We start from the raw sequence: 23485 nt of genomic DNA on the forward strand, positions 1-23485 counted from the left end.
CGGCATTTCCATACGCTGGCGTATGGAAATGCCGAGACGAGGCGAGGAGCCCAAATGAGCAAACAGAAAACCGCAACAAAGGACTTGAGCAGCCAGGACTGGCTTGTGGCAGCGGTTGCCGCATTGGCAGGGGGCGGAGTGGAAGCCGTCAAGGTGGAGCCGCTTGCCAAGAAGCTCGGGGTCAGCAAGGGCTCGTTCTACTGGCACTTTAAGGACCGCGCCCAGCTGCTTGCCGCGATTCTGGATTTTTGGGCTGCCGACTTCACGCAGCAGCTTATCGACAATGCCGCCGGGCTCGCGACCCCAAAGGAACGCTTGCGCCATCTTGCAGGGCAAGCCCTGATCAAGACCGCACTCGGCATCGATTCAGCGCGCGCCGAGGCTGCAATGCAGGCATGGGCAGCCACCGATCCGCGTGTCGGCGCGCGTCTGTGCACGATCGATGCCGCACGTGTCGGCTATCTCGAAACAGAGCTTCTCGATAGCGGACTGACGGTCAGCAAAGCCCGAACTGGAGCAAAGGTGCTCTATCTGGCTTTGCTGGGCCTCTATACGGCGCGCGGCTACAATCAGGACCTTGCCGACGACGACGCTTACCTGGCGCTGGTCGACATGATTCTGGAATGAGCAATACGCGCCTTCAGCTCCGCGGCTTCAGATTCTCCGGATCGTAGAGCGGCTTGTAGCCGACCCCAACGACTTCGACGGGATAGGTCTCGCCGAAATATTCGACCTGCAGCTTCTGTCCTTCCTTGGCATGAGCCCAAGGCAGATAGGCCAGAGCAATATTTTTGCCGAGCGTCGGGCCGTAGGCCACGGAAGTGGTGAAAGATCTCCGGCCCAACTCATCGACCAAGGTCTCGCCGGTCGCCGGATCCATCACCGGCATGATGCCGACCGGATAGCGGGCGACGCCTTTGGAATCGATGTTGTTGGTCATCACCAGCGTGCACAGCATCGCGGGCTGATGCTCCCGAGCGCGATGCTCCAGGTGCTTCGCCTTGCCGCGGAAATCCGCCTCCTTGACCTTCGGACGCTGCAGATCGGATTCGAGCAGATTGTACTCCGTCAAAAGATCGGCGTTCTGCAACCGCAGGCTCTTTTCCATACGGCGCGAATTGGCATAGGTTTCGACGCCAAACGCCATCACACCGGTTGCGCGCAGCGCATCCCAGACGGCAAGGCCGTCTTCATAGCGCATATGCAGTTCCCAGCCCTGCTCGCCGACATAGGAGATGCGGAAAGCCGTCACATCCTTGCCAGCGATCCGGATTGGCTTGATGGCCGCAAAGGGGAAATTCTCCGGCGCCAGCCCAGCCGGATCCTCGACCACCTTTTGCAAGGTGGCGCGCGCATTGGGTCCCCATATGCCGATGGTCACGAATTTCTCGGTCACGTCGGTGACGGTTACATCGAAGCCCTTGTCCTCAGCCACTCGCTTCACATAGTGGAAGTCGCGCGGACCGGCATCGGCACCATCGATGACACGGCAGCGGTCGGCCATGCGGATGACCGTGAGGTCGGCGCGCACCATGCCCTCGTCATCGAGGAAGTGGGTGTAGATGCCCTTGCCGATGTTGTTGTCGCCGCCGATCTTGGCCGCGCACAGCCATTCCATCAGTTCGACATGGTCGGGTCCTTCCACGTCGAACATGTAGAAATGCGACAGGTTGACGATGCCGCAATCCTCGCTCATGGCAAGGTGCTCGGCATTCGATACGCGCCAGAAATGGCGATTGTCCCACTCGTTCTCGCGCACCGGCACTCGGTTGCCGTATTTGGCGAGCAGGTGCTCGTTGGCGGCATAGCCGTGCGCACGCTCCCAGCCGCCGAGTTCCATGAAATAGCCGCCGAGCTCCTTCTCCCGCTCGTAGAAGGGCGAGCGTTTGACGTTGCGGCCCGTGGCGTAGGGCTCGCGCGGGTGAACGGCCGGCGTGTAGATCTTTTGCGCAGCCTCGCCGCAACGGCCTTCGATGAAGCCTTCCTCGAGCTGATGCGGATAGAAGCGGCTGAAGTCGATCGAGGCATGATCGACATGGGTCCGCCCGTCGGTCATCCAGTCGGCGATCAATTTGCCGTAGCCGGGGCCGTCCTTGACCCAGATGGCGACGGCATACCACAGTCCCCTTACCTTCTGGCTCTCACCGCAGGATGCGCCGCCGGCGGCCGACACCTGAAGCAAGCCATTGAAGGAATGGCCTTCGTTGTAGCCAATTTCTCCAAGGATCGGCGTCAGCTCGATCGCACGCTCGAGCGGCTCGAGGATCTGTTCCATTTCCAGATCGCGCTGCGAAGGCGACAGGCGCGCTTCGTGCTTTTCGAGCAGATCGCGCGGATGGCACAAGCGCGGGTTCTTTTCCTCGTAATAGCCCCACTCGATCTGGCCACCTTCGGTCGTCTTCGGATCGCCTGTGTCGCGCATATAGGCAGAGTTGCCCTGATCGCGCAGCAATGGCCAGCCGATCTCCTTGCCGGTGCCGGCAAATTCATTGTACGGGCCGAAAAACGTCAGCGGATGGTCGACCGGCATGACCGGAAGATCCTCGCCGGCCATCTCGGCAATCAGCCTGCCCCAAAGGCCGGCACAGACCACGACATAGTCGGCTTCAATCGTTCCGCGATCGGTCACCACGCCCTTGATGCGGCCATTCTCGATGACCAGGGACTTCGCCGCCGTATTCGCAAATGCCTGAAGCTTGCCGGCAGCAACACCCTGGTCCACCAGCTTGCCGGCCACTGTCTGCGAGCGCGGAATGACCAGACCGGCGTCAGGATCCCACAGGCCGCCCTGCACAAGGCTTTCTTCGATAAGTGGGAATTTCTCCTTGATCTCGGCCGGCTCGATCAATCTTGCGCGCGTGCCGAAGGCCTTGGCAGAAGCCACCTTGCGTTTGATCTCGTCCATGCGGGTGTCGTCGCCGACCCGCGCAACTTCGAGTCCGCCGATGCGGGCGTAGTGCCCCATCTTGTCGTAGAATTCGAGGGAATAGAGCGAAGTCCAGCAGGACAGGAAGTCGTGGCTGGTCATGTAGCAGAAGTCGGAAGCGTGCGCCGTCGAGCCGATGTCGGTCGGAATTCCCGACTTGTCGATACCGACGATGTCATCCCAGCCGCGTTCGATCAGATGGTGCGCAACCGACGCTCCGACGATGCCTCCCAACCCGATTATGACGACCTTCGCCTTTGTCGGGAACCCTGCCATTGCGTGCCACTCCGAGATGATGCTCGCGCGCACACTATAGGGCGTCGTGACATGATTGCAGCCTGTTTGCGACATTGCAAAAAAGCGGCGCGACGCACCACGAAAACCATATCCAGATTGGTGGCAGGCGTCGAAACGGCGAGGTAGCGGGGCACACTTCGTTTGCTGTTGTCGGGCGAAGCGGCATCATAAAGCACAAAAGGCCGGAACGCATGTCCGGCCTTACCTGTCGCAACAAGCACTCGAGTTTATTTTACGGTCGCATTGCCACCCGAGATCACGATGGTCTCGGAACCGGTCAGCGCTTCGAGGTCGCCATTGGGCAAGGTCACGAAACAGCCGCTGGCGCAAAACTCGACCGTCTCGCCGCCCGCAAGCGTCAACTCGCTCTTGCCGCCGCCTTCGGTGACGATGAGCGTGCGCGTCTCATTGTCCTTGTTGACTGCGCTGGCTGTATGGCCCACCGCGCTCGCGGCGATGAGAGCGACGGCGGCGATGAGGATCTTCCACATGGCAATTCCGGTGTTTCCACCGCCTCTGTTGCGTTCGCGAGGCATTTTCGCCCTTCGCAATCAAGCTTATAGGACAATCAAGCTGAACCGCAACTGAATGCCTCATTCAGGCCGCAATCGGTTTTAGCCGGCGCGAACGCTAGGTTGGATCGGGCCGGCGCGGCTTGCGGCGGTTCTTCGGCTGGTTGCGCTCGGCCTCTTCCTTCGCTGCCTGTTCCTCCGCATGCAGCGCTTCCGTCTTGTCGTCATCTGTCGGCCAGGGTTCCTTCTCGGCGTGGGGCACCTGCTGGCGCGGCGCCGACGGGATCTCGATGCCTTCCTTGTCGAAAGCATCGATGATGGCGAAACGGATATCGTTCTGCACCGAGCCGCCATTCAAGATGTCAGCCAGGAAGACGCGGATTTCGAAATCCAGCGCGTTCTGGCCGAAATTGACGAATTGAACGAAGGGTTCCGGGTTCTTCAGAACCAGTTGATGCCCCCGCGCGATTTCGAGCAGGATCTCATGCACGCGCCGGACGTCCGAGCCGTAGGCGACGCCGACCTTGATCTCGACACGGCCCAGCTTGTTGCGGTGCGTCCAGTTGCCGACGGCGCTGTTGATCAAGTTGGAGTTCGGCAGGATAACCGACTGGCGCTGGAAGGTTTCGATCTCGGTAGCGCGCACGCTGATCTTTTTGACGGTACCGCTGACGTCGCCGGCAACGATCCAGTCGCCCACCTTGAATGGCCGCTCGGCCAGCAGGATCAGGCCCGAGACGAAGTTGGAAACGACGTTCTGCAGGCCGAAACCGAGACCGAGGGAAAGACCACCGGCGATGAGCGCGAGGTTCGAAAGATTGATGCCGGCCGATGAGATACCCACGACTGCCGCCAGCGCCATGCCGGCATAGCCGACCACCAGACGGATCGAATTACGGACGCCGGTATCGACCTTGCCGCGCGCCATCACGGAATCGTCGAGCCAGGACTGGAACCAACGCGTCAGGAAGTAGCCGAGAATGAAGACGATGAGGCCCGTGAGAATGCCGAACAGCGAAATCGTTACGGACCCGACAGTGACACCCGTCGCAATCCTGTAGGCCCAGGCCTGGATATCGGCGAACTGGAAGCCCCACATCAGAAGCAGCATCGGCAGGAAGACGACGACGATCAGCAGATTGAGAGCGATGCTTGTCGCCAGCCCCAATTGATCGAGCGTGCCTTCTTCCAGGCTCGTCCGACCGGCAATCCAGCGCCCCACCGAAGTTTCCGCAAAACCGCCCTCTGCGCCGATGGCCCGGGCTGACAGGAAGCCGATATACGCCGTGATCAGCAGCGTGCTGGTCACCACGATCTGGCCGGCCAGGAAATTGGCGAAACCGATATAGCCCAGCAAAGCGGCAACGATGGTTATGATTCCCAGCGCATAGGCGAGGAACCGCAGCCAGGCCGGCCATGGCCGCCATTCGCCGGATTTCGCACGGAACGGCCGCACCAGGCCCATCATGATCAGGATCAGGCCGACGATGATGGTCGCGACAAAGCTGCGCCCGACGGTGAGCGACAGCGGCGAGCCCATCTGTTCGTTCACCACGGCCAGGAAGCCATTGACCCCCAGCACCACGGCCATGGCGGTGGACAACGCCACCAGCCAGCGCGCCGGACCGGATTCGACCGGAATCAGCCGCCAGTTGGGTACGTTCGGGGAGAGCGCGGCATTGGTCAGGCGATAAACACAGAACACGATCAGGATGACGCCAATGATCGAACGCAGGAAGAGGCCGATGTCGCCTCTCAGCACCGCATAATAATCGTAGAAGAAATAGGCCAATGTCAGGAAGACACCGAGGCCGAACGTCGGCAACAAGGTTGACCAGAATGCAGCCGACAAGCGGCTGAGATAGGTCGGTTCCTCGACGGCCGGGTCGGGCTCGAAGATGCGTCCGAAGATACGCCGCACCAGGATATGCAGGATCAGCGCCGCCGCCAGCGCCATCAGCGTTGCTGCCAGCGCGGCCTGGTATTTGAATTTCAGGACGAAGGAGAACCAGGACGAAACGGCGCTATACAGATTGGAAAATTCGGCATTCGCGTCGACGGCAAGCTTGGTGCTCAAAAGATCGTTCAGCGCATAACGCTTGGTGAGAGTCTTGCGAAACAGCTCGCCGCGCAGGGTGGAAATCTTGTCGCCCATCGTCGCAATACGAACCGAAAGCGTCTGGGCACCCGCGACGATTGCATTGATTTCGGCTTTTTCAGTCGTCAGCGCCTTCCGCTCCGTCGCGACGATATCGGGCTCGGCCGGCTGGCCCTGAGCGGGCGGCGGCCCCAACTGCTCAAGGCGGGCGTTGATTTCGGTCAGTCGCGGCCGAAAGACGGTGGCCGTGCCGAGCGCCTGCCTGGAGAGATCTTCCAGCTCGGTGCGGATCTCAACCAACGCACTGTCGTCTTCCTGGTTGTCGTCAATCTGTTTGGCGAAATCATCGGTTTTCGCGACAAGGTCCTTGAGCGCCTTCTGTTGTTCCGCGACAAGCTCATCGGATGGCTGTGCCTGCACAGGTGCAGCCTGCGGAGCCGGCGGTGCAGCCTGCACGGGCGGCTGAGAGGGTTGAGCGGTCCCATTCGGAGCAGCTTGTTGTGGCGCCGTCTGCTGGCTGGGCTGCGGAGCTGGAGCGGCCGGCTGGGCGGTTTCGCCAAGCAGCGGAATACCGGTCTGCGCCAGCACCAGCGCTGGCATCGCCACGGTAAGAACCAGGACAAGCAAAAGACGGACAAATCGAAAAAGCATGGACCGGCAACCCGCGAAGCAACCACAAAGGTTGCGGAATCTTGCCTTTGATAGAGACGGCATTGGGGCGGAGCAAGCAGCTTCGCGGCTCGGCGTGCTGGTCGGTCAGTCGAAAAGCCGTGGCGCAATTCTGGCTTTGGCTGCAAAGCAGGCTCTATAGTCTCTCGCTCAAATGAGTTATCCGAGCCGCATGCGGATTCGGGATGGAGTTGGCATGGCGGAATATTCGGCTCTCTCGCTGCTGCGCAATGCGCTGTCCGGCAACAAGGATTGGAAGCCCGCCTGGCGCAAGCCCGCTCCCAAGGCTTCTTATGACGTGGTGATTATCGGCGGTGGTGGTCACGGCCTTTCCACTGCCTACTATCTCGCCAAGGAATACGGCATCACCAATGTCGCGGTGGTCGAAAAGGGTTATCTCGGCTCCGGTAATGTCGGCCGCAACACGACGGCCGTGCGCTCCAACTATCTGCTGCCGCCCAATACTCGTTTCTACGAACATTCGATGAAGTTGTGGGAGAACCTCTCCCATGATCTCAACTACAATGTGATGTTCTCGCAACGTGGTGTGCTCAACCTTGCGCACACGCCGGCCCAGCTCGACGATTATGCCCGTCGGGGCAATTCCATGCGTCACCAGGGTGTCGATGCAGAACTGATGTCGGTTGCTGAAATCAAGCGGCTGATGCCGTCGATCGATGTATCGGCCAGCGCGCGTTTTCCCATTCTAGGCGGATTGATGCAGCCGCGCGCCGGCACTGCACGCCACGACGCCGTCGCTTGGGGCTATGCACGCGGCGCAGACCGGCGCGGCGTCGACATCCTGGAGAATTGCGAAGTCACCGGTTTTCTGCGCGACGGTGATCGTGTCACCGGCGTCGTGACCAGCCGCGGCGAAATCCGCGCCAAGAAGGTGGCTCTCGCCGCTGCCGGCAGCACCGGCCGCGTCATGCAGCTTGCCGGCATCGACAGGCTGCCGATCGAGAGCCACGTGCTGCAAGCCTTTGTCTCGGAATCGCTAAAACCCTTCCTCGACACCGTCGTCACCTTTGGCATGGGCCATTTTTACATGGGCCAGTCCGACAAGGGCGGCCTGATCTACGGCGGGGATCTCGACGGCTACAATTCCTATGCCCAGCGTGGCAACCTGCCGATCGTGGAAGAAGTGATGGCCGAAATGCTGGCGCTGTTCCCAAGCCTCGCCAGCGTTCGCATGCTGCGCTCCTGGGCAGGTGTCTGCGACATGTCGATGGACGGCTCCCCCATCATCACGACGGGCCCCCTGCCTGGCATGTATCTCAATTGCGGCTGGTGCTACGGCGGCTTCAAGGCGACACCTGCCTCGGGCTTCTGTTTTGCCCATACCATCGCGCGCGATGAGCCGCATGAACTCAACGCCGCCTTCACGCTCGACCGCTTTTATCGCGGCGCTGTCATCGACGAGAAGGGCCAGGGCGCGACGCCCCGCCTGCATTAGGACCGACCATGCTGCTCACTTGCCCCTATTGCGGCCCGCGAGACGTGTCCGAGTTCACCTATCAAGGTGACGGCAACCGTCAGCGCCCTGCCCCCGAAGCGCAGGACCTGCAGGCTTGGAATGAATATGTCTACGATCGGCATAATCCTGCCGGTGACCACAATGAGGTCTGGCAGCATTCGGGCGGCTGCCGCAGCCACATCCGCGTGACCCGCAACACGATGACTCATTCGGTTTCGAGCGCCGTGCCGGCGCGCGGAGATGTCCATCATCGCGCAACCGAGCGGCGCAAGCCGGGAGCCAAGGCATGAGCCCGCGCCGTAATGAAACCGGCGGTCAGATCGACCGCCTGAAGACCATCCGATTCACTTTCGACGGTGTGCCTTACACCGGCCATGCAGGCGACACGCTGGCTTCGGCCCTGCTTGCCAGCGGCGTCACCCTGATGGGACGCTCTTTCAAATATCACCGGCCGCGAGGCGTTCTGAGCGCCGGTGTGGACGAGCCGAACGCACTGGTTACCGTCCTGCGCGGCACTGCGCGCGAGCCGAACATTCCAGCCACGGCCATCGAGATTTATGACGGCTTGCGCGCTGAGAGCCAGAACCGTTTCCCGTCGCTGAACTGGGATGTCGGCGCGGTCAACCAGCTTGCAAGCAAGGTCATCGGCGCCGGCTTTTACTACAAGACCTTCATGGGACCCGTGATCGGGCCGCTGCAAGGTACCCGCTTCTGGATGTTCTGCGAGCATTTCATCCGTCGCGCTGCCGGCCTCGGTCGCGCCGGCACAGTGGCCGACGATGCCCGCTATGAACGCATGAACGCCTTCTGCGACGTGCTGGTGGTGGGTTCAGGCCCTGCAGGACTGATGGCTGCCAAATCGGCTGCCGATAGCGGTGCGCGCGTCATCCTGGCAGAACTCGATCCGCGTTTCGGCGGATCGGCCAACTGGTCCGGTGAAACCATCGACGGCGCGCGAATTGCTGACTGGGCGAGTGAAATCGTCAACGCCCTCAAGGGACGCAAGAACGTCCGCTTGCTGCCCCGCACCGCAGTCTGGGGCTATTACGACGGAAATACACTGGCAGCCCTTGAGCGCGTTTCGGATCACAAGGAAACCGCAGCACGCGGCGAGCCACGCCATCGCCATTGGACCATCCGGTCCAAGTCGGTCGTACTCGCAACCGGCGCTTTGGAACGTCCCCTTGTCTTCCCGGGCAACGACAGGCCCGGCGTCATGCTGGCCGGTGCCGCGCAACGCTACACCAACCAGTTCGGCGTGATTCCAGGTGAAAAGATCACGCTCTTCACCAACAACGACACCGCTTACCAGGCAGCTGCAAGCCTCAAGAAGGCCGGCGCCAATGTCGCGACGATCGTCGATGTTCGCATCGACATCTCCGATCAGGCACGCGCGTTGGCGGCCTCGGCCGGCGCGGAGCTGATTGCGGGCCACGCAGTGTGTGAAACCGACGGCGGCAAGGCACTCAGCGGCATCAGGATCCAGCGGCTGGATCGTGCGAGCGGCACGCTGACCGGCGAACCGCGCAGCATCCAGAGCGATTGCCTTTTGGTGTCAGGCGGATGGTCGCCGGTGCTGCATCTGGCCAGCCAGGCAGGTGCGAAGCCTGAGTGGGATGAGAAACTCCAGGCTTTCCTGCCGCCAAAGCCGACACAGAACTGGAGCGGCGCCGGTGCATTCACCGGGCGCCTTGCGACCGCCGACGCAATCCTCGAAGGCCACGCAGCCGGCATTGCCGCCGCAGGTGGCAACGCACGGCTCATGGAGAAACCGGCAGTCGAGCCTGCCTCGGTCAATCCCGAACCGGCGCCGGTGTTCGAGATCAAGGCAAAGGGCAAGAGTTTCGTCGACTTCCAGCACGACGTTACCGCAGATGACGTGCGCCTAGCCCACCGCGAAGGGTTTATTTCGGTCGAGCACTTGAAGCGCTACACCACGCTCGGCATGGCGACCGACCAAGGCAAGAGCTCGAATGTCCCGGGCCTCGCGATCATGGCCGAAGCGCTCGGCAAGCCTATTCCGGAAGTCGGCACTACACGCTTCCGTCCACCTTACACCGCCGTTTCCATCGGTTCGCTGGCCGCGGAACGCTATGGCGATCTCAAGCCTGAGCGACTGACGCCGATGCATGACTGGCATCTTGCCCAGGGCGCCACGATGTACTCCGCCGGCCTCTGGTTTCGCCCCATGATCTACGGTCATGCCGGCGAAACGGTCGAACAGGCCTATGTGCGCGAGGCCAAGGCCGTGCGCGAAACCGCAGGCATTGTCGATGTCTCGACACTCGGCAAGATTGCTGTTCAGGGCCCGGATGCAGCGGAATTGCTCGATCGGGTCTACACGAACATCTTTTCGACCCTACCGGTCGGCAAGGCCCGGTACGGGCTGATGCTGCGCGAAGATGGCTTGGCCTTCGACGACGGAACCACATGGCGTCTCGGCCAGGATGATTTCCTGATGACCACCACGACGGCCAATGCCGGCAAGGTGATGCAGCATCTCGAGTATTTCCTTGATGTGATATGGCCAGAATTGAAGGTCACCGTCACTTCCGTCACCGACGAGTGGGCAGGCGCGGCGATCGGTGGGCCAAAGGCGCGTGAAATTCTCGCCGCCTGCGTCGAAGACACCGCAGTGGACAACGCAGCGCTCCCTTTCATGGGCATCGTTCACGGCAAAATCGCCGACGTTCCGGTGATGATATGCCGCCTGTCCTTCTCGGGAGAAATGGCCTTCGAGGTCTACTGTGGCGCGGGGCACGGTACCCATGTCTGGCAAGCGCTGATCGATGCAGGCAAGCCGTTCGGCCTCGTGCCTTACGGGCTGGAAGCGCTCGGCACGCTGCGCATCGAAAAGGGCCACGTCACCGGTGCGGAAATCGATGGCCGCACCACTGCACGCGACCTGCATCTCGACTGGATGCTTTCGAAGAAGAAGCCCTTCATCGGCTCGGCCATGATGGATCGCGAAGGCTTGATTGCCGCCGACCGGCTGCAGCTCGTCGGCATCGTCGCACTCGACAACCGGCCGCTCAACGGTGGCGCGCACATCGTCGAGGAACTAGACGAGGAGAATCCGCACGGTTCGATCGGCCACATCACGGCCTGTTGCTACGCACCCGCGCTCGGCAAATACATCGCGCTCGCGCTCGTTCAGGGCGGCAAGGGCCGCCGTGGCACGCGGGCCTATGTATCTGATCCACTTCGTAAGCGCTTCGGCCCCGTCCAGATTGTCAGCCACCACTTCTTCGACCCGGAAGGGACCCGCATGCATGGTTGAGCGTCTATCGCCACTGGAACCTGTCTATCGCTCCGGCTCGCATGGCCGCTTCGAAGATGGCGTCGGCGTGATCCTGTCCGAGACACGCCCGGGCTCGATTGTCCAGGTTGCCTCTTGGCCGGGTGAAGAGGCGCGCGCCATCGCCGCCATCCGCAAGGTGACAGGGCTTGGCTTGCCCGACGGTGCCGGCGGCGGTGTCGTTGACGGCGAAAAGGCAGCCTTCGGCTTTGCGCCAGGCAAATTCACTGTTGTCGACGAGACGGAAGGTGTTGCCGCCGCACTCGCCAAGGCGATTACACCAACGATCGGTACCGTGACGGACCTGTCACATGGCCGCACGGCCATCCGCATCGAGGGTCCGGAAGCGGAATGGGTGCTGGCGAAATTCTTCGCCATCGACTTTGCGCTGACTGCCTTCCCGGTCGGTGCGGCCCGTTCGACCACCCATCACGACGTTTTCGCCCAGATTCAGAGAACGGGCGGCGACCGTTTCGACATCTACGTCTTCCGCTCCTTTGCGCGCTCCTTCTGGAAGGCGCTCGGGCATGCGGCGGAAGAAGTCGGATTTGAGGTCGCCTGAAATCGAGGAGCCGTCATGGAATTCATCAATTCACCGGCGGCTAAGGTAGCGAAGCTTCCCTTCAGTCAGGCAGTGCGTGTCGGCGATATCCTCTATCTATCGGGCGCTCTCGGTAATGTACCGGGCAAGCCGGAGTTGGTGCCAGGCGGCGTCGAAGCCGAAACGCGCCAGACGATGGAGAACATCGGCACCGTATTGCGGGAAAACGGGCTTGGCTTCCCTGATATCTTCAAATGCACGGTCATGCTGGCCGACATGTCGAAGTGGAGCGATTTCAACCGGATCTATCTCGAATATTTCGATCCGGACCGTCTGCCGGCACGTTCCGCCTTCGGTGCGAACGGCCTGGCGCTGGGAGCGCAGCTCGAGCTCGAATGCATGGCCTATATGCCTGGGCGCTAGCCGGTGAAACGCCTTCCCTTTGCCCGCAAAACTGGCCTTATGAAGAGCTCGTCCTGCCGCTAGGGAGAAATCGTCGGCGGCTCGATAGTTGTCGGAAGAATCGACGGCTTCGGCCGCCGCCGATTGACCGAAAGAGGCCGATACCCGACTTCGCCACCATGGATACACAGACTTCCGCGACCACAGTCGGTCGCGTCGAGCCCCCGGACAGCGTTTCGCTGCTCATTCCGGTCACGGTTGCCTGTGGCGTCTTCATGACCAGCCTCGACCAGAATGTGGTCGTTACCGCCCTTCCCGGTATCGGCGAAACGCTTGCCCGCCCGCCAAGCCAGCTCGGTCTGCTGGTAACCGCTTATGTCGCTAGCCTCATCATCATGATGCCGCTGGGCGGCTGGGCTGCAGACCGTTTCGGCCTGCGTAACGCCTATTGTTTCGCACTGATCGTATTCGGCGTCGCCTCGGCCCTGTGCGGCATCGCCAACGACATGTGGACACTGGTCGGCGCCCGCGCCCTGCAGGGATTTGGCGGCGCACTGATGGGCACTCTTGGCCAGATCGTCGTGCTGCAGAGCTTTCCGCGCAATCGCACGCTGAAGATCAACATGTACATCTCGCTTGCCGGCCAGTCCGGGCCCCTGGTCGGGCCACTCGTCGGCGGGGCGCTTACCACCTATATCTCCTGGCGCTGGATCTTCTTCATCAACGTGCCGCTGGCGCTGGCCGCGCTTCTGCTTGCGGCAACCCTGTTTCCGACAACACGGAAATCGATCCGTACTCCTTTCGATTTTCCCGGCTTTGCCCTCGTCGGCGTCGGCATGGTGCTTCTCGTGCTTGGCATGGATTCCCTCGCCGCCAAGGATATGGCGGGCAGCCTGATCGCAGCGCAGGTTGCAATCGCCGTCCTCTTACTGAGCTTCGCCGTCTTCTACCTGCTGCGGGCGCGCAATCCTGTCCTGGATCTCAGGCTTTTGCGAATCCGCACCTTCCGCATCGCGTTCCTGACCGGTGGCGGCCTGGACACGATCGGCCTGAGCTCGGTCGTCTTCATACTACCGCTGATGTTCCAGCTCGGATTCGGCATGAGTGCCGTTCACGCCGGGTCGCTGACGTTCATCGCGGCGGTCGGCTCATTGCTGGCGCGCTTTGTGATGCCCGCGATGCTGAAGCGCTATGGCTTCCGCCGCGTTCTGGTCACCAATACGCCTATCGTCGCAGCTCTTGTCGCCGGCTTCGCTCTGATCCAGGCAACGACGCCGGTGTGGATCGTGCTGACCTATATATTCCTGTTCGGGGTATTCCGCTCGGTGCAGTGGGCCTCGACGGGAAATCTCGCCTACGCCGATATCGAGCCTGAACAGCTCGCCCGTTTCAGCGCGCTTTATTACATCCTCTGGCAGCTGGGGGTCGCGGTCGGGGTCGGCATTGCAGCAGCGGTCTTGTCATTCCTGGCAAATGCTGGAGGCCAGCCCTCAATCGTCGACTTCCAGATACTCTTCGTAATCGAAGCTTTGATCACGCTCTGCGCGCTGCTCGCCTATCGCCGGCTGACACCGCAGGACGGCCAGAATGTGAGCGGCAATGTCGTGGCGAATAGTGAGTAGGCAGTCGGCAGTCGAAGATTGCGAGCCTGGTTCTCTACAATAGACAATCGAGTAGCCGACTGCCCATTGCCGACTGCCTCACTCAACAAACTTCACCCACTCCTCCAGCGGCGCGCGATCGGTGCGGAAAGTGCTTTCCGGCTTTGAGGTGTCTTCATGGCCAAGTGCCATGCCGCACACCACGATCTCCTCCTCGGAAATACCGAGCACCGGACGGATCTGCCTGTGATACGGTGCGAAAGCCGCCTGAGGACAGGTGTGCAAACCTCTCGCCCGCGCTGCGATCATGATGTTTTCCAGGAACATGCCGTAGTCAATCCAAGAGCCCTGGTTCAGGCGCCGGTCGATGGTGAAGATCATGCCGACGGGGGCATCGAAGAAGATGAAGTTGCGGTCATGTTGCGCGCGCATCTTTTCGACCTCGCGCCGACCAATTCCCAGCACACCGTAAAGACCGAAGCCGTTGGCGCGGCGGCGTGTGAGGTAGGGTTCGAAGAACTGATCGGGATAGTAGCGATACTCGTCCCATTCCGCCTTTTCGGCACGAATGCCGGAATTCAGGATCGCATTGCTCAGCGTCTGTTTCACTTCGCCTTTTACGACATACACTTTCCACGGCTGCATGTTCGTGCCGGACGGTGCGCGCGAGGCAACCGTCAGGATGTCGCGGATCGTCGCATCATCGACTAAGTCGGGCAGGAAGGCGCGCACGGAGCGGCGCGAAATAATCGCCTCGTCCACCAGCGTCGTTTCGTCCGACTTCGGGGTTCTGCTTTCCGGTGCCAGCATGGCAATCTCTTCAATGCAGGATTTCAGTAAGCACGTTCCCCCAACGCGCAGTCGCGGTGCCTTTGCATGAAGCACTAAAATACCGCAAGCAATTTCGTCTGGACTACCAGATCCTGCTTGATCTTTTCGCGCACTTGGCGTCTCATGAAATTCTAGCTGTTTTTTTCACGAATGGTCGAACCGTGACATCACCTGCTGCCCAACCGGACGCGCAGACCGGCGAGCGCTTTCTCGCCGCGGACATTCGCGCGCTACGCAAGACACGAGGCCTGACCCTGGCCGAAATCGCTTTGAAACTCGGCCGTTCCGTCGGCTGGGTCAGCCAGGTCGAACGTGGCCTTTCGGTACCATCGCTCGGCGATCTGCGCGCCATGGCAGATTTGTTCGAAGTGCCGCTCAGTCTGTTCTTCAGCCATGACGTGCCGGAAGAAACCGAGCGGGGCGTGGTCGTGCGCGCCGGCCGTCGACGGTCGCTGGGTACCAGCGAATCGGGATTGGTGGAAGAGCTCCTTTCACCCGACCTCGGCGGCAGTTTCGAAATGCTGCGCTCGGAATTCGCACCAGGCGCGGAATTGAAGAGGGCTGCGACAAGACCGACCGAAGAGGCCGGCTATGTCACGTCTGGCATCTTCGAGATCGAGATCGACGGGGTCTGGCACACACTTGGCGAAGGCGACAGCTTTCGCTTTGCCGGCAAGCCGTTCCGCTGGAGGAACCCAGGGGCGGTGCCTGCAGTGGTGATCTGGGTGGTCTCACCACCGGTCTACTAACGCGCAAATTCCGAAAATTGCAGTTTTTCGGACAAACCATGCGCCAAAATAAAGAGAGCGATCGGAGAACCGATCAAGCTTGATCTTATCCCATCAGGGAGATTGGGAGGAACAAAATGGCCGAAATCCCGACGGCAGCACGTGTGGTCATCATCGGTGGCGGCGCGGTGGGCGTATCGGTGCTCTATCATCTGGCCAAGGCTGGATGGACCGACTGCGTCCTGCTCGAAAAAAATGAACTGACCTCCGGTTCGACCTGGCACGCCGCCGGCAATGTGCCGACATTTTCGTCGTCCTGGTCGCTGATGAACATGCAGCGTTATTCGACCGAGCTTTATCGGGGGCTGGCGGCGGAAGTCGACTATCCAATGAACTATCACGTCACCGGCTCGATCCGGCTGGCGCACAGCAAGGAGCGCATGCAGGAATTCCAGCGCGCCAAAGGCATGGGCCGCTATCAGGGCATGGCCGTCGATGTCATCGGGACCGACGAGATCAAAGCGCGATACCCTTTCATCGAGACGCATGGACTTCAGGGCGCGCTCTACGACCCGAATGACGGCGACATCGATCCCGCCCAGCTCACTCAGGCCTTGGCCAAGGGGGCGCGCGACAAAGGCGCCAGGATCATTCGCTTCTGCCCCGTTACCGGTGTGCGCCGGGAACACAATGAATGGGTCGTGGTGACCGAAAAGGGCGAGATCCGTTGCGAATATGTCGTCAACGCGGCCGGTTACCGTGCAGCTGAAGTGGGCAGGATGTTCGGCCGCGACGTGCCGATGATGGTGATGAGCCATCAATACATTCTGTTTGACGAAATCCCCGAACTCGCTGCCTGGTCGAAAGAAGCCGGTCACAAGCTGCCGCTGCTGCGCGATGTCGATTCTTCCTACTATCTGCGCCAGGAAAAGAATGGCATGAACCTTGGCCCTTACGAGCGCAACTGCCGTGCGCACTGGGCCACTCCTGGCGATCCCATGCCCGCCGATTTCTCGTTCCAGCTGTTCCCGGACGATCTCGAACGATTGGAATGGTACCTGAACGATGCCATCGAGCGCGTCCCGATCCTCGGCACGGCCGGCCTCTCCAAAGTCATCAACGGCCCGATCCCCTATGCTCCGGACGGCAACCCGCTGCTGGGCCCTATGCCAGGCGTACCGAACGCTTTCGAAGCCTGCGTCTTCACCTTTGGTATCGCTCAGGCCGGGGGTGCTGGCAAAGTGCTTGCCGAATGGCTCATGGAGGGCCAGACCGAATGGGACATGTGGTCGTGTGATCCGCGCCGCTTTACCGGATTCGGATCAGCTCAGGACTACGCCGTCGCCAAGGGTATGGAGGTTTATGGCCACGAATACGCCATCCATTTCCCACGCCACGCCTGGCCCGCGGCGCGCGACCGCAAGCTCTCGCCACTGCATGAGCGCTTGAAGGCCCTGGGGGCGCAATTCGGCGCTTATAATGGCTGGGAACGCGCCACCTGGTATGCCAAGCCGGGTGATGACGTCTCGGAGCAATCGACGCAGACCTTCGCGCGCTCTGGACCCTGGGAGCCACGCATCCGCGAGGAATGCCTGGCGGTGCGCGATGCGGCGGGCATTCTCGACCTGCCTGGTTTCAGCCGTTTCCGCCTGAAAGGTCCAGGCGCCCGTGCATGGCTCTCCACCCTGATCACCGGTGTGGTGCCAAAGCCCGGGCGCATCGGCCTCGGCTACTTCGCCGACGACAAGGGACGTATCGTCACAGAAATGTCGATCATGGCACTGGAAGAAGACTCCTTCTTCCTGATCACCGCCGCAGTGGCGCAGCTGCACGACTTCGAGTGGCTCGCAAAGCATCTGCCCGAGGGCACGGAAATCAGGCTGCAGGACATGACCGAGAGCTTCTCCTGCCAAATCCTGTCCGGGCCGAATTCCAGAGCCATATTGGCGGAAGTCACGGACGCCGATCTGACCCTTCCCTGGCTCTCGCATCAATCGTGCCAGATTGCCGGGCGCTGGCTGCAACTGGTGCGTGTCTCCTTCGCAGGTGAACTCGGCTGGGAGCTGCATACAAAAATCGAAGACACGGCAATCGTCTTCGACGCCGTCTGGGCTGCCGGGCAGAAGCACGGATTGAAACCATTCGGTATGTTCGCGCTCGACAGCCTGCGCCTCGAAAAGGGCTACCGAGCCTGGAAAGGCGACCTCTCGACCGACTACACCATCCTGCAGGGTGGGCTCGAACGTTTCGTGAAATGGGACAAGCCCGATTTTCGCGGCAAGGCGGCATTGCTCAGCGAGAAGCAGCAAGGCGTCAAAAAACGTTTTGCGACGCTGGTCGTTCAAGAGCCCGGCGAGTGCGACGCGCCCTACATGTCCACGCTTTGGCATGACGGGGCGATCGTTGGCGAAACCACGTCAGGAGGCTGGGGCTACAGGGTGGACAAATCCATTGCGCTCGGCATGGTGCGTGCCGATCTGGCCGTTCCTGGCACCGAAATCGAAATCGAGATCTTCGGCGAGCGTTTCAAGGCGACGGTTCAGGAAGACAGACCCTTGTGGGACCCCGAAAATCAAAGGCTGCGCGCATAATGACCCTTCCCTTCCCCGACCACGCCTTCGGTGCCTTCCTGTTTGACATGGACGGCACCATTCTCAGCTCGATCGCGGCTGCCGAGCGTGTGTGGGCGGCTTGGGCGCAACGGCACGGACTGGATGTCGAAACGTTCCTGCCGACCATCCACGGCGTGCGGGCGGTGGAAACGATACGCCGCTTGAACCTGCCGGGCGTCGACGTCATGGCGGAAGTCGAGGCGTTGACCCAGGCCGAATTCGAGGACGTCGAAGGGATCGAGGCCATTGCCGGCGCGGCGGCATTCCTCAACGCACTGCCGCCGCAGCACTGGGCGATCGTCACCTCGTCACCGCGCCGGCTGGCGATCCGCCGGCTGGAAGCCACGGGCCTGCCGATACCGTCACTGATGATCACGGGGGAAGACGTGACCAATGGCAAGCCCGCACCTGATTGCTTCCTGCTTGCCGCAGAAAGGCTTGCCCTGAAGCCACAAGATTGCCTGGTGTTCGAGGATGCGCCGGCAGGCATCCAGGCCGCGGAGGCCGCGGGCACGAAGGTCGTGGTGATCACCGCCACGCACAAGCACGCCCTCGAAACGTCGCATCCAACCATCGCCGGATATGGTTCGCTGACACCCTTGCTCAACGAGGGTGGCAGGCTGACGCTCACCAAATCCGGCACGACGACCTCTGCGGCTGCAGGAGCCTGACATGCCGAAACCCTCGTCCCGCATTTCCGGCATCACGCCTTCCGGCAAGGACGGCTGGGAAGTCCATTTCGCTGCCTGGCAACGCCTGGAAGCCGGCGAAGACATCATTATGCTGTCGGTCGGCGACCATGATTTCCATACGCCGTCCGAGACAGTTGAGGCGGGGGTTGCCGCACTGCGCGCCGGTCATCATCACTACACCCAATTGCCAGGGATTCCGGCACTGCGCGAGGCCATGGCGCGGATTTCCACCCGCTGTACCGGCGTGGAGACGAGTCCGGATCAGGTCATTGCCACGCCCGGTGGCCAGGCATCGCTTTACGCTGCCGTGCAAGGGGTGCTCGATCCCGGTGATCACGCCATCGTCGTCGCGCCCTACTATGCCACCTATCCTGGCACATTCCGGGCTGCAGGCGCCGATTTCACGGTCGTCGAGACCCGCGCTACAGACGGCTTCCAGCCGGACGCCAGGGCGATAGAAGCCGCGGTTCGGCCGAACACCCGGGCCATGCTGATCAACACGCCGAACAATCCCACCGGCGCGGTTTATTCCAGGAAATCGCTGGAAGGCATCGCCGATATCTGCCGCCGACACGATCTGTGGCTGCTGAGCGACGAGGTCTATTGGACGCTCGGCGACAGTGAGCATCTTTCCCCGCGCACCCTGCCCGGCATGGAGGAGCGCACGCTGGTCATCAATTCGATGTCGAAGAGCCACGGGATGACTGGCTGGCGTTTGGGCTGGCTGACCGGGCCACAGGAATTGATCACGTTGCTGATCAGCCTCAATCTCGTCACCACTTACGGCCTGACCGATTTTGTCAGCCGCGCGGCCATCGAAGCGCTGAACAACGATTATGGCGTGGAACAGATCGCCACGCTCTATGCCGGCCGGCGCAAACTCTTCCTCGATGCGGTGCGCGGAATGAACAACGTGACCGTTCGCGGCTCGGAAGGTGGCATGTATGCCATGCTCGACATCAGCGCAGTGGAGCCGGACGATGAGAAGTTCGCCTGGGCTTTCCTCGACGGCGAGAATGTCGGCGTCATGCCGGGTTCGTCCTTCGGCGATGCTGCAGCCGGTCACATCCGCATCAGCCTTTGCCAACCCGAACCGATCCTGCTCGAAGCGGCCGAAAGGCTGCGCCGCTTCGTTTCCACCTATCGACGCGAGGCCGCATGACTAGCCTTCCCCAGAAAGCCCGCGCCGTTATCATCGGCGGCGGTGTATCCGGCTGTTCCGTCGCCTACCATCTGGCCAAGCTCGGCTGGAGCGACATCGTGCTTCTGGAGCGAAAGCAGCTGACCTCCGGCACCACCTGGCATGCCGCCGGCCTGATCGGCCAATTGCGTGCCTCGCAGAATATGACGCGGCTGGCAAAATACTCCGCCGACCTCTACGTCAAGCTCGAGGAAGAGACAGGCGTCGGCACGGGCATGCGGCAGGTCGGCTCGATCACCGTCGCCCTGACGGAGGAACGCAAGCACGAGATCTACAGACAGGCATCTCTTGCCCGTGCATTTGACGTTGACGTGCGCGAGATTTCTCCGAATGAAGTCAAGGAGATGTACCCGCATCTCAACGTGTCCGACGTGGTCGGCGCGGTGCATCTGCCGCTCGACGGCCAATGCGACCCGGCCAACATTGCCATGGCTTTGGCAAAAGGCGCACGCCAGCGTGGCGCCAAGGTCGTCGAGAACGTCAAAGTCACCAAGGTCCACACCAAAAACGGTCGCGTATCCGGTGTGTCCTGGGCACAGGGCGAAGACCAGGGCACGATCGAGACCGATGTGGTCATCAACTGTGCCGGCATGTGGGCGCGCGCACTGGGTGCGCAAAATGGCGTCACCATCCCGCTGCATGCCTGCGAGCATTTCTATCTGGTCACCGAACCGATCAGCGGGCTGACCCGTCTTCCGGTTCTGCGTGTGCCGGACGAATGCGCCTACTATAAGGAAGATGCCGGCAAGATGATGCTCGGCGCCTTCGAGCCCAAGGCCAAGCCCTGGGGCATGGAGGGCATCCGCGAAGATTTCTGCTTCGATCAATTGCCGGAAGATTTCGAACATTTCGAGCCCATTCTCGAAATGGGCGTGAACCGCATGCCGATGCTGGGTACAGCCGGCATCCATACCTTTTTCAATGGCCCGGAAAGCTTCACGCCGGACGATCGCTATTATCTTGGCGAAGCACCGGAACTCGGCGGCTACTGGGTCGCTGCCGGCTATAATTCGATCGGCATCGTCTCCTCGGGCGGCGCCGGCATGGCGCTTGCGCAATGGATCAACGACGGCGAGGCGCCGTTCGATCTTTGGGAAGTCGACATCCGCCGCGCCCAGCCGTTCCAGAAGAACCGAACCTATCTGAAGGAGCGCGTCTCCGAAACACTCGGCCTGCTTTATGCCGACCACTTCCCCTACCGCCAGGTCGTGACCTCGCGCGGCGTGCGCCGCTCCCCCATCCACGAGCATCTGAAGGCGCGCGGCGCGGTGTTCGGCGAAGTCGCCGGCTGGGAACGCGCCAATTGGTTCGCGAAAGATGGGCAGGAGCGCGAATACCGCTATTCCTGGAAGCGCCAGAACTGGTTCGACAACCAGCGCGACGAACATCTGGCCGTGCGCAACAATGTCGGGCTGTTCGACATGACGTCATTCGGCAAGATCCGGATCGAGGGACGCGATGCGCTTGCCTTCCTGCAGCGGCTCTGCGCCAACGACCTCGACGTCGCGCCGGGCAAGATCGTCTACACGCAGATGCTCAATCGGCGCGGCGGCATCGAGAGCGACCTGACCGTGTCGCGGCTTTCTGAGACCGCATTCTTCGCCGTTGTTCCCGGCGCCACGCTGCAGCGCGATCTTGCCTGGATGCGCCGGCATGTGAAGGACGAGTTCGTCATCATCACGGATGTGACGGCCGCCGAATCCGTCCTTTGCCTTATGGGCCCACGCTCGCGCGACTTGATTCAAAAAGTGAGCCCGAACGATTTCTCGAACGAAAGCAACCCTTTCGGCACCTTTCAGGAAGTCGAGATCGGCATGGGTCTCGCGCGTGCCCATCGCGTGACCTATGTCGGCGAACTGGGCTGGGAGCTCTATGTTTCGACCGACCAAACCGCGCATATCTTCGAGACGATCGAGGAAGCCGGCAAAGACCTCGGCATGAAACTCTGTGGCCTGCACACCCTGGATTCCTGCCGCATCGAAAAGGCTTTTCGTCATTTCGGCCATGACATCACCGACGAGGATCATGTGCTGGAGGCCGGTCTCGGTTTTGCGGTGAAGCCGGCGAAAGGCGATTTCATCGGCCGCGATGCCGTGCTGGCGAAGAAGGATGCCGGACTGGAGCGCCGCCTGGTACAGTTCCGCCTCACCGACCCCGAACCGCTGCTGTTCCACAACGAAGCGATCGTGCGTGACGGCAAGATCGTCGGCACGGTGACTTCGGGCAATTACGGCCATCATCTCGGCGGAGCTGTCGGCATGGGATACGTCCCGGCCAAGGGCGAGAGCGAAGCCGATATCCTTGGCTCCCGCTATGAGATCGAGATCGCCGGCGAACGCTTCAACGCCGAAGTTTCGCTGAAGTCGATGTACGATCCGAAGGCAGAGAGGGTTCGAGCCTAGCTCTCCGCCTGCGGGGAGAAGGCACTAAAACGTCCTGAGCTTGTGCCGTACCTGTCCGAGGAAGGTCTCCCGGCTTCGTGGCGTCGAGGCGTCCATCAGATAATGCGCCAAAAACAATGTCTTGCAGCGTTTGGCGCACAGGGCGCGGATGCCGCGCAAGATGGTCTTTCGGCCCGGGTGGCCGACGATGTGCGACCACCAGCGCGGCGCGCCACAAGTGGTCACCACGGCGATCTTCCGGATATGTCCCATCAGCGGGGTAATGCGCCCCCCGGAATCGAGAGCGAAGGCGACGTCCTTGGCCCAGACGCGGTCCAGCCACCCCTTCAGCATCGCCGGTAACCCGTACCACCAGGTCGGATAAACAAAGACGATCGCCTCGGCCCATTTCAGATGCGCGATGTGTTCGGCCAGGGCGGGGTCGGTCGGGGCGCGCTCATTGTATTCGCGCCGTTCGCCATCCCGCATCACCGGGTCGAAATTCTCGGCATAAAGATCAACGAGCCGCGCCTCGCAACCCTTGGCAGCGATGGCGTCGAGCGCGGCATCGCGCACCGCCGCGCAGAAACTTTCTGGCACAGGATGGCAATAGACGACCAGCACCCGCATCAGAACGTATCCATCTTATGCGCCACCTTGGCCATGAAGCGATCCCGCGACTGTGGCGTCGACAGGTTCATCGAATAGTTCGCCAGATAGGAGACGGAAGCGCCCCGCTTGACGGACGCGCGCAACAGGCGATGGATCAGCTTGCGCGGTGGGTCTCCGACCAGGAAGGCGCGCAGCCGGGAGCCGCCATAACTGGTTACCGCGACGACCTTGCGGATGTTGTCGAGTGTAGGCTTCACCTTGCCTTCGATCAGCCGAAACGAGACGCCCGGCAGGAAGACGCGATCAAAAAAACCTTTCAGGATCGCGGGATATCCGTAATTCCAAACCGGAAAACACAGAACCAGCCCTTCCGCCTTGCGCAGTCGTTCGACATAGCTTCGCACCGGCTCGATATTGTCGGGGACATCGTGATAGGCCATGCGCTCGGCACGGGTCAGTCGCGGGTCAAAGTCCTCTGCATAAAGATCACAATCGTCGACCTCATGCCCTTTCGCCTTGAGACGCTCGACGATCATTGTGTGCAGCGCAGCGTTGAAGCTTGTCTCCACCGGATGCGCATAAAGAACCAGAATACGCATCGCCGCGC

Annotated in this window: 18 protein-coding genes; 12 read left to right on the plus strand and 6 right to left on the minus strand. The window is 61.3% G+C overall.

Annotated features, from left to right (window positions below; all coding sequences use genetic code 11):
• Window positions 1-54 precede the first annotated feature (54 nt).
• Window positions 55-627 (plus strand): TetR/AcrR family transcriptional regulator, encoded by a 573-nt coding sequence (locus tag L4923_RS16500; protein WP_239366994.1) that lies wholly within the window; start codon window positions 55-57, stop codon window positions 625-627.
• A 13-nt stretch (window positions 628-640) separates the two neighbouring features.
• Here the strand turns inward: L4923_RS16500 and L4923_RS16505 are convergent, their stop codons facing one another.
• The 3 genes from L4923_RS16505 to L4923_RS16515 all read right to left on the minus strand — a co-directional run bounded on the left by L4923_RS16505 (window position 641) and on the right by L4923_RS16515 (window position 6484).
• Window positions 641-3202, minus strand: coding sequence for a GcvT family protein (locus tag L4923_RS16505; protein WP_239366997.1), 2562 nt, complete (start codon window positions 3200-3202; stop codon window positions 641-643).
• Between the two features lie 248 nt (window positions 3203-3450).
• Entirely contained in the window at window positions 3451-3714 is a 264-nt protein-coding gene (locus L4923_RS16510; protein ID WP_239367000.1) for a hypothetical protein, read from the minus strand.
• A gap of 139 nt (window positions 3715-3853) precedes the next feature.
• The gene (locus L4923_RS16515) at window positions 3854-6484 is read right to left on the minus strand and encodes a mechanosensitive ion channel family protein (RefSeq protein ID WP_239367003.1); all 2631 of its coding nucleotides are present in this window, start codon (window positions 6482-6484) and stop codon (window positions 3854-3856) included.
• Window positions 6485-6698: 214 nt separating this feature from the next.
• Here L4923_RS16515 and L4923_RS16520 point away from each other — a divergent pair, with 214 nt between their 5' ends.
• The 6 genes from L4923_RS16520 to L4923_RS16545 all read left to right on the plus strand — a co-directional run bounded on the left by L4923_RS16520 (window position 6699) and on the right by L4923_RS16545 (window position 13842).
• Window positions 6699-7958, plus strand: a complete 1260-nt coding sequence (locus L4923_RS16520) for a sarcosine oxidase subunit beta family protein (protein ID WP_239367005.1) — start codon at window positions 6699-6701, stop codon at window positions 7956-7958.
• A gap of 8 nt (window positions 7959-7966) precedes the next feature.
• A complete protein-coding gene (locus L4923_RS16525) occupies window positions 7967-8269 on the plus strand; it encodes a sarcosine oxidase subunit delta (protein ID WP_239367007.1) in 303 nt (100 codons plus the stop codon).
• Window positions 8266-11259 carry a sarcosine oxidase subunit alpha family protein gene (locus tag L4923_RS16530; protein WP_239367009.1) on the plus strand — a complete coding sequence of 998 codons (2994 nt, stop codon included), beginning with the start codon at window positions 8266-8268 and terminating at the stop codon, window positions 11257-11259. Before L4923_RS16525 ends, L4923_RS16530 begins: the two co-directional genes overlap by 4 nt.
• Window positions 11252-11839 (plus strand): sarcosine oxidase subunit gamma family protein, encoded by a 588-nt coding sequence (gene soxG / locus L4923_RS16535; protein ID WP_239367011.1) that lies wholly within the window; start codon window positions 11252-11254, stop codon window positions 11837-11839. The genes L4923_RS16530 and soxG overlap by 8 nt, the downstream gene beginning before the upstream one ends.
• A gap of 15 nt (window positions 11840-11854) precedes the next feature.
• Window positions 11855-12241, plus strand: coding sequence for a RidA family protein (locus tag L4923_RS16540; RefSeq protein WP_239367013.1), 387 nt, complete (start codon window positions 11855-11857; stop codon window positions 12239-12241).
• Window positions 12242-12399: 158 nt separating this feature from the next.
• Window positions 12400-13842, plus strand: coding sequence for an MFS transporter (locus tag L4923_RS16545; protein ID WP_239367015.1), 1443 nt, complete (start codon window positions 12400-12402; stop codon window positions 13840-13842).
• Between the two features lie 78 nt (window positions 13843-13920).
• On the opposite strand, the gene L4923_RS16550 is transcribed toward L4923_RS16545, so the two are convergent.
• A complete protein-coding gene (locus L4923_RS16550) occupies window positions 13921-14631 on the minus strand; it encodes a nitroreductase (RefSeq protein WP_239367017.1) in 711 nt (236 codons plus the stop codon).
• 182 nt (window positions 14632-14813) lie between these two features.
• Between L4923_RS16550 and L4923_RS16555 the strand changes: the two genes are divergently transcribed.
• The 5 genes from L4923_RS16555 (at window position 14814) to L4923_RS16575 (ending at window position 22287) form a co-directional block, all read left to right on the plus strand.
• On the plus strand, window positions 14814-15401 hold the full coding sequence (locus L4923_RS16555; protein ID WP_239367019.1) for a helix-turn-helix domain-containing protein: 588 nt from the start codon (window positions 14814-14816) through the stop codon (window positions 15399-15401).
• 116 nt (window positions 15402-15517) lie between these two features.
• Window positions 15518-17971 (plus strand): GcvT family protein, encoded by a 2454-nt coding sequence (locus L4923_RS16560; RefSeq protein ID WP_239367021.1) that lies wholly within the window; start codon window positions 15518-15520, stop codon window positions 17969-17971.
• Complete coding sequence (locus L4923_RS16565) at window positions 17971-18663, plus strand: HAD-IA family hydrolase (protein ID WP_239367023.1); 693 nt, start codon at window positions 17971-17973, stop codon at window positions 18661-18663. Before L4923_RS16560 ends, L4923_RS16565 begins: the two co-directional genes overlap by 1 nt.
• Window position 18664: 1 nt before the next feature.
• Window positions 18665-19846, plus strand: coding sequence for a pyridoxal phosphate-dependent aminotransferase (locus tag L4923_RS16570; protein WP_239367026.1), 1182 nt, complete (start codon window positions 18665-18667; stop codon window positions 19844-19846).
• A complete protein-coding gene (locus L4923_RS16575) occupies window positions 19843-22287 on the plus strand; it encodes a GcvT family protein (protein ID WP_239367029.1) in 2445 nt (814 codons plus the stop codon). Before L4923_RS16570 ends, L4923_RS16575 begins: the two co-directional genes overlap by 4 nt.
• Window positions 22288-22311: 24 nt before the next feature.
• Here L4923_RS16575 and L4923_RS16580 read toward each other — a convergent pair whose 3' ends face one another.
• Complete coding sequence (locus L4923_RS16580) at window positions 22312-22896, minus strand: NAD(P)H-dependent oxidoreductase (RefSeq protein ID WP_239367032.1); 585 nt, start codon at window positions 22894-22896, stop codon at window positions 22312-22314.
• Window positions 22896-23477, minus strand: coding sequence for an NAD(P)H-dependent oxidoreductase (locus L4923_RS16585; protein WP_239367035.1), 582 nt, complete (start codon window positions 23475-23477; stop codon window positions 22896-22898). The genes L4923_RS16580 and L4923_RS16585 overlap by 1 nt, the downstream gene beginning before the upstream one ends.
• Window positions 23478-23485: the final 8 nt, after the last annotated feature.

Origin of the sequence: Terribium retamae (assembly GCF_022347545.1) — a bacterium.
GTDB lineage: Bacteria > Pseudomonadota > Alphaproteobacteria > Rhizobiales > Rhizobiaceae > Mesorhizobium > Mesorhizobium retamae.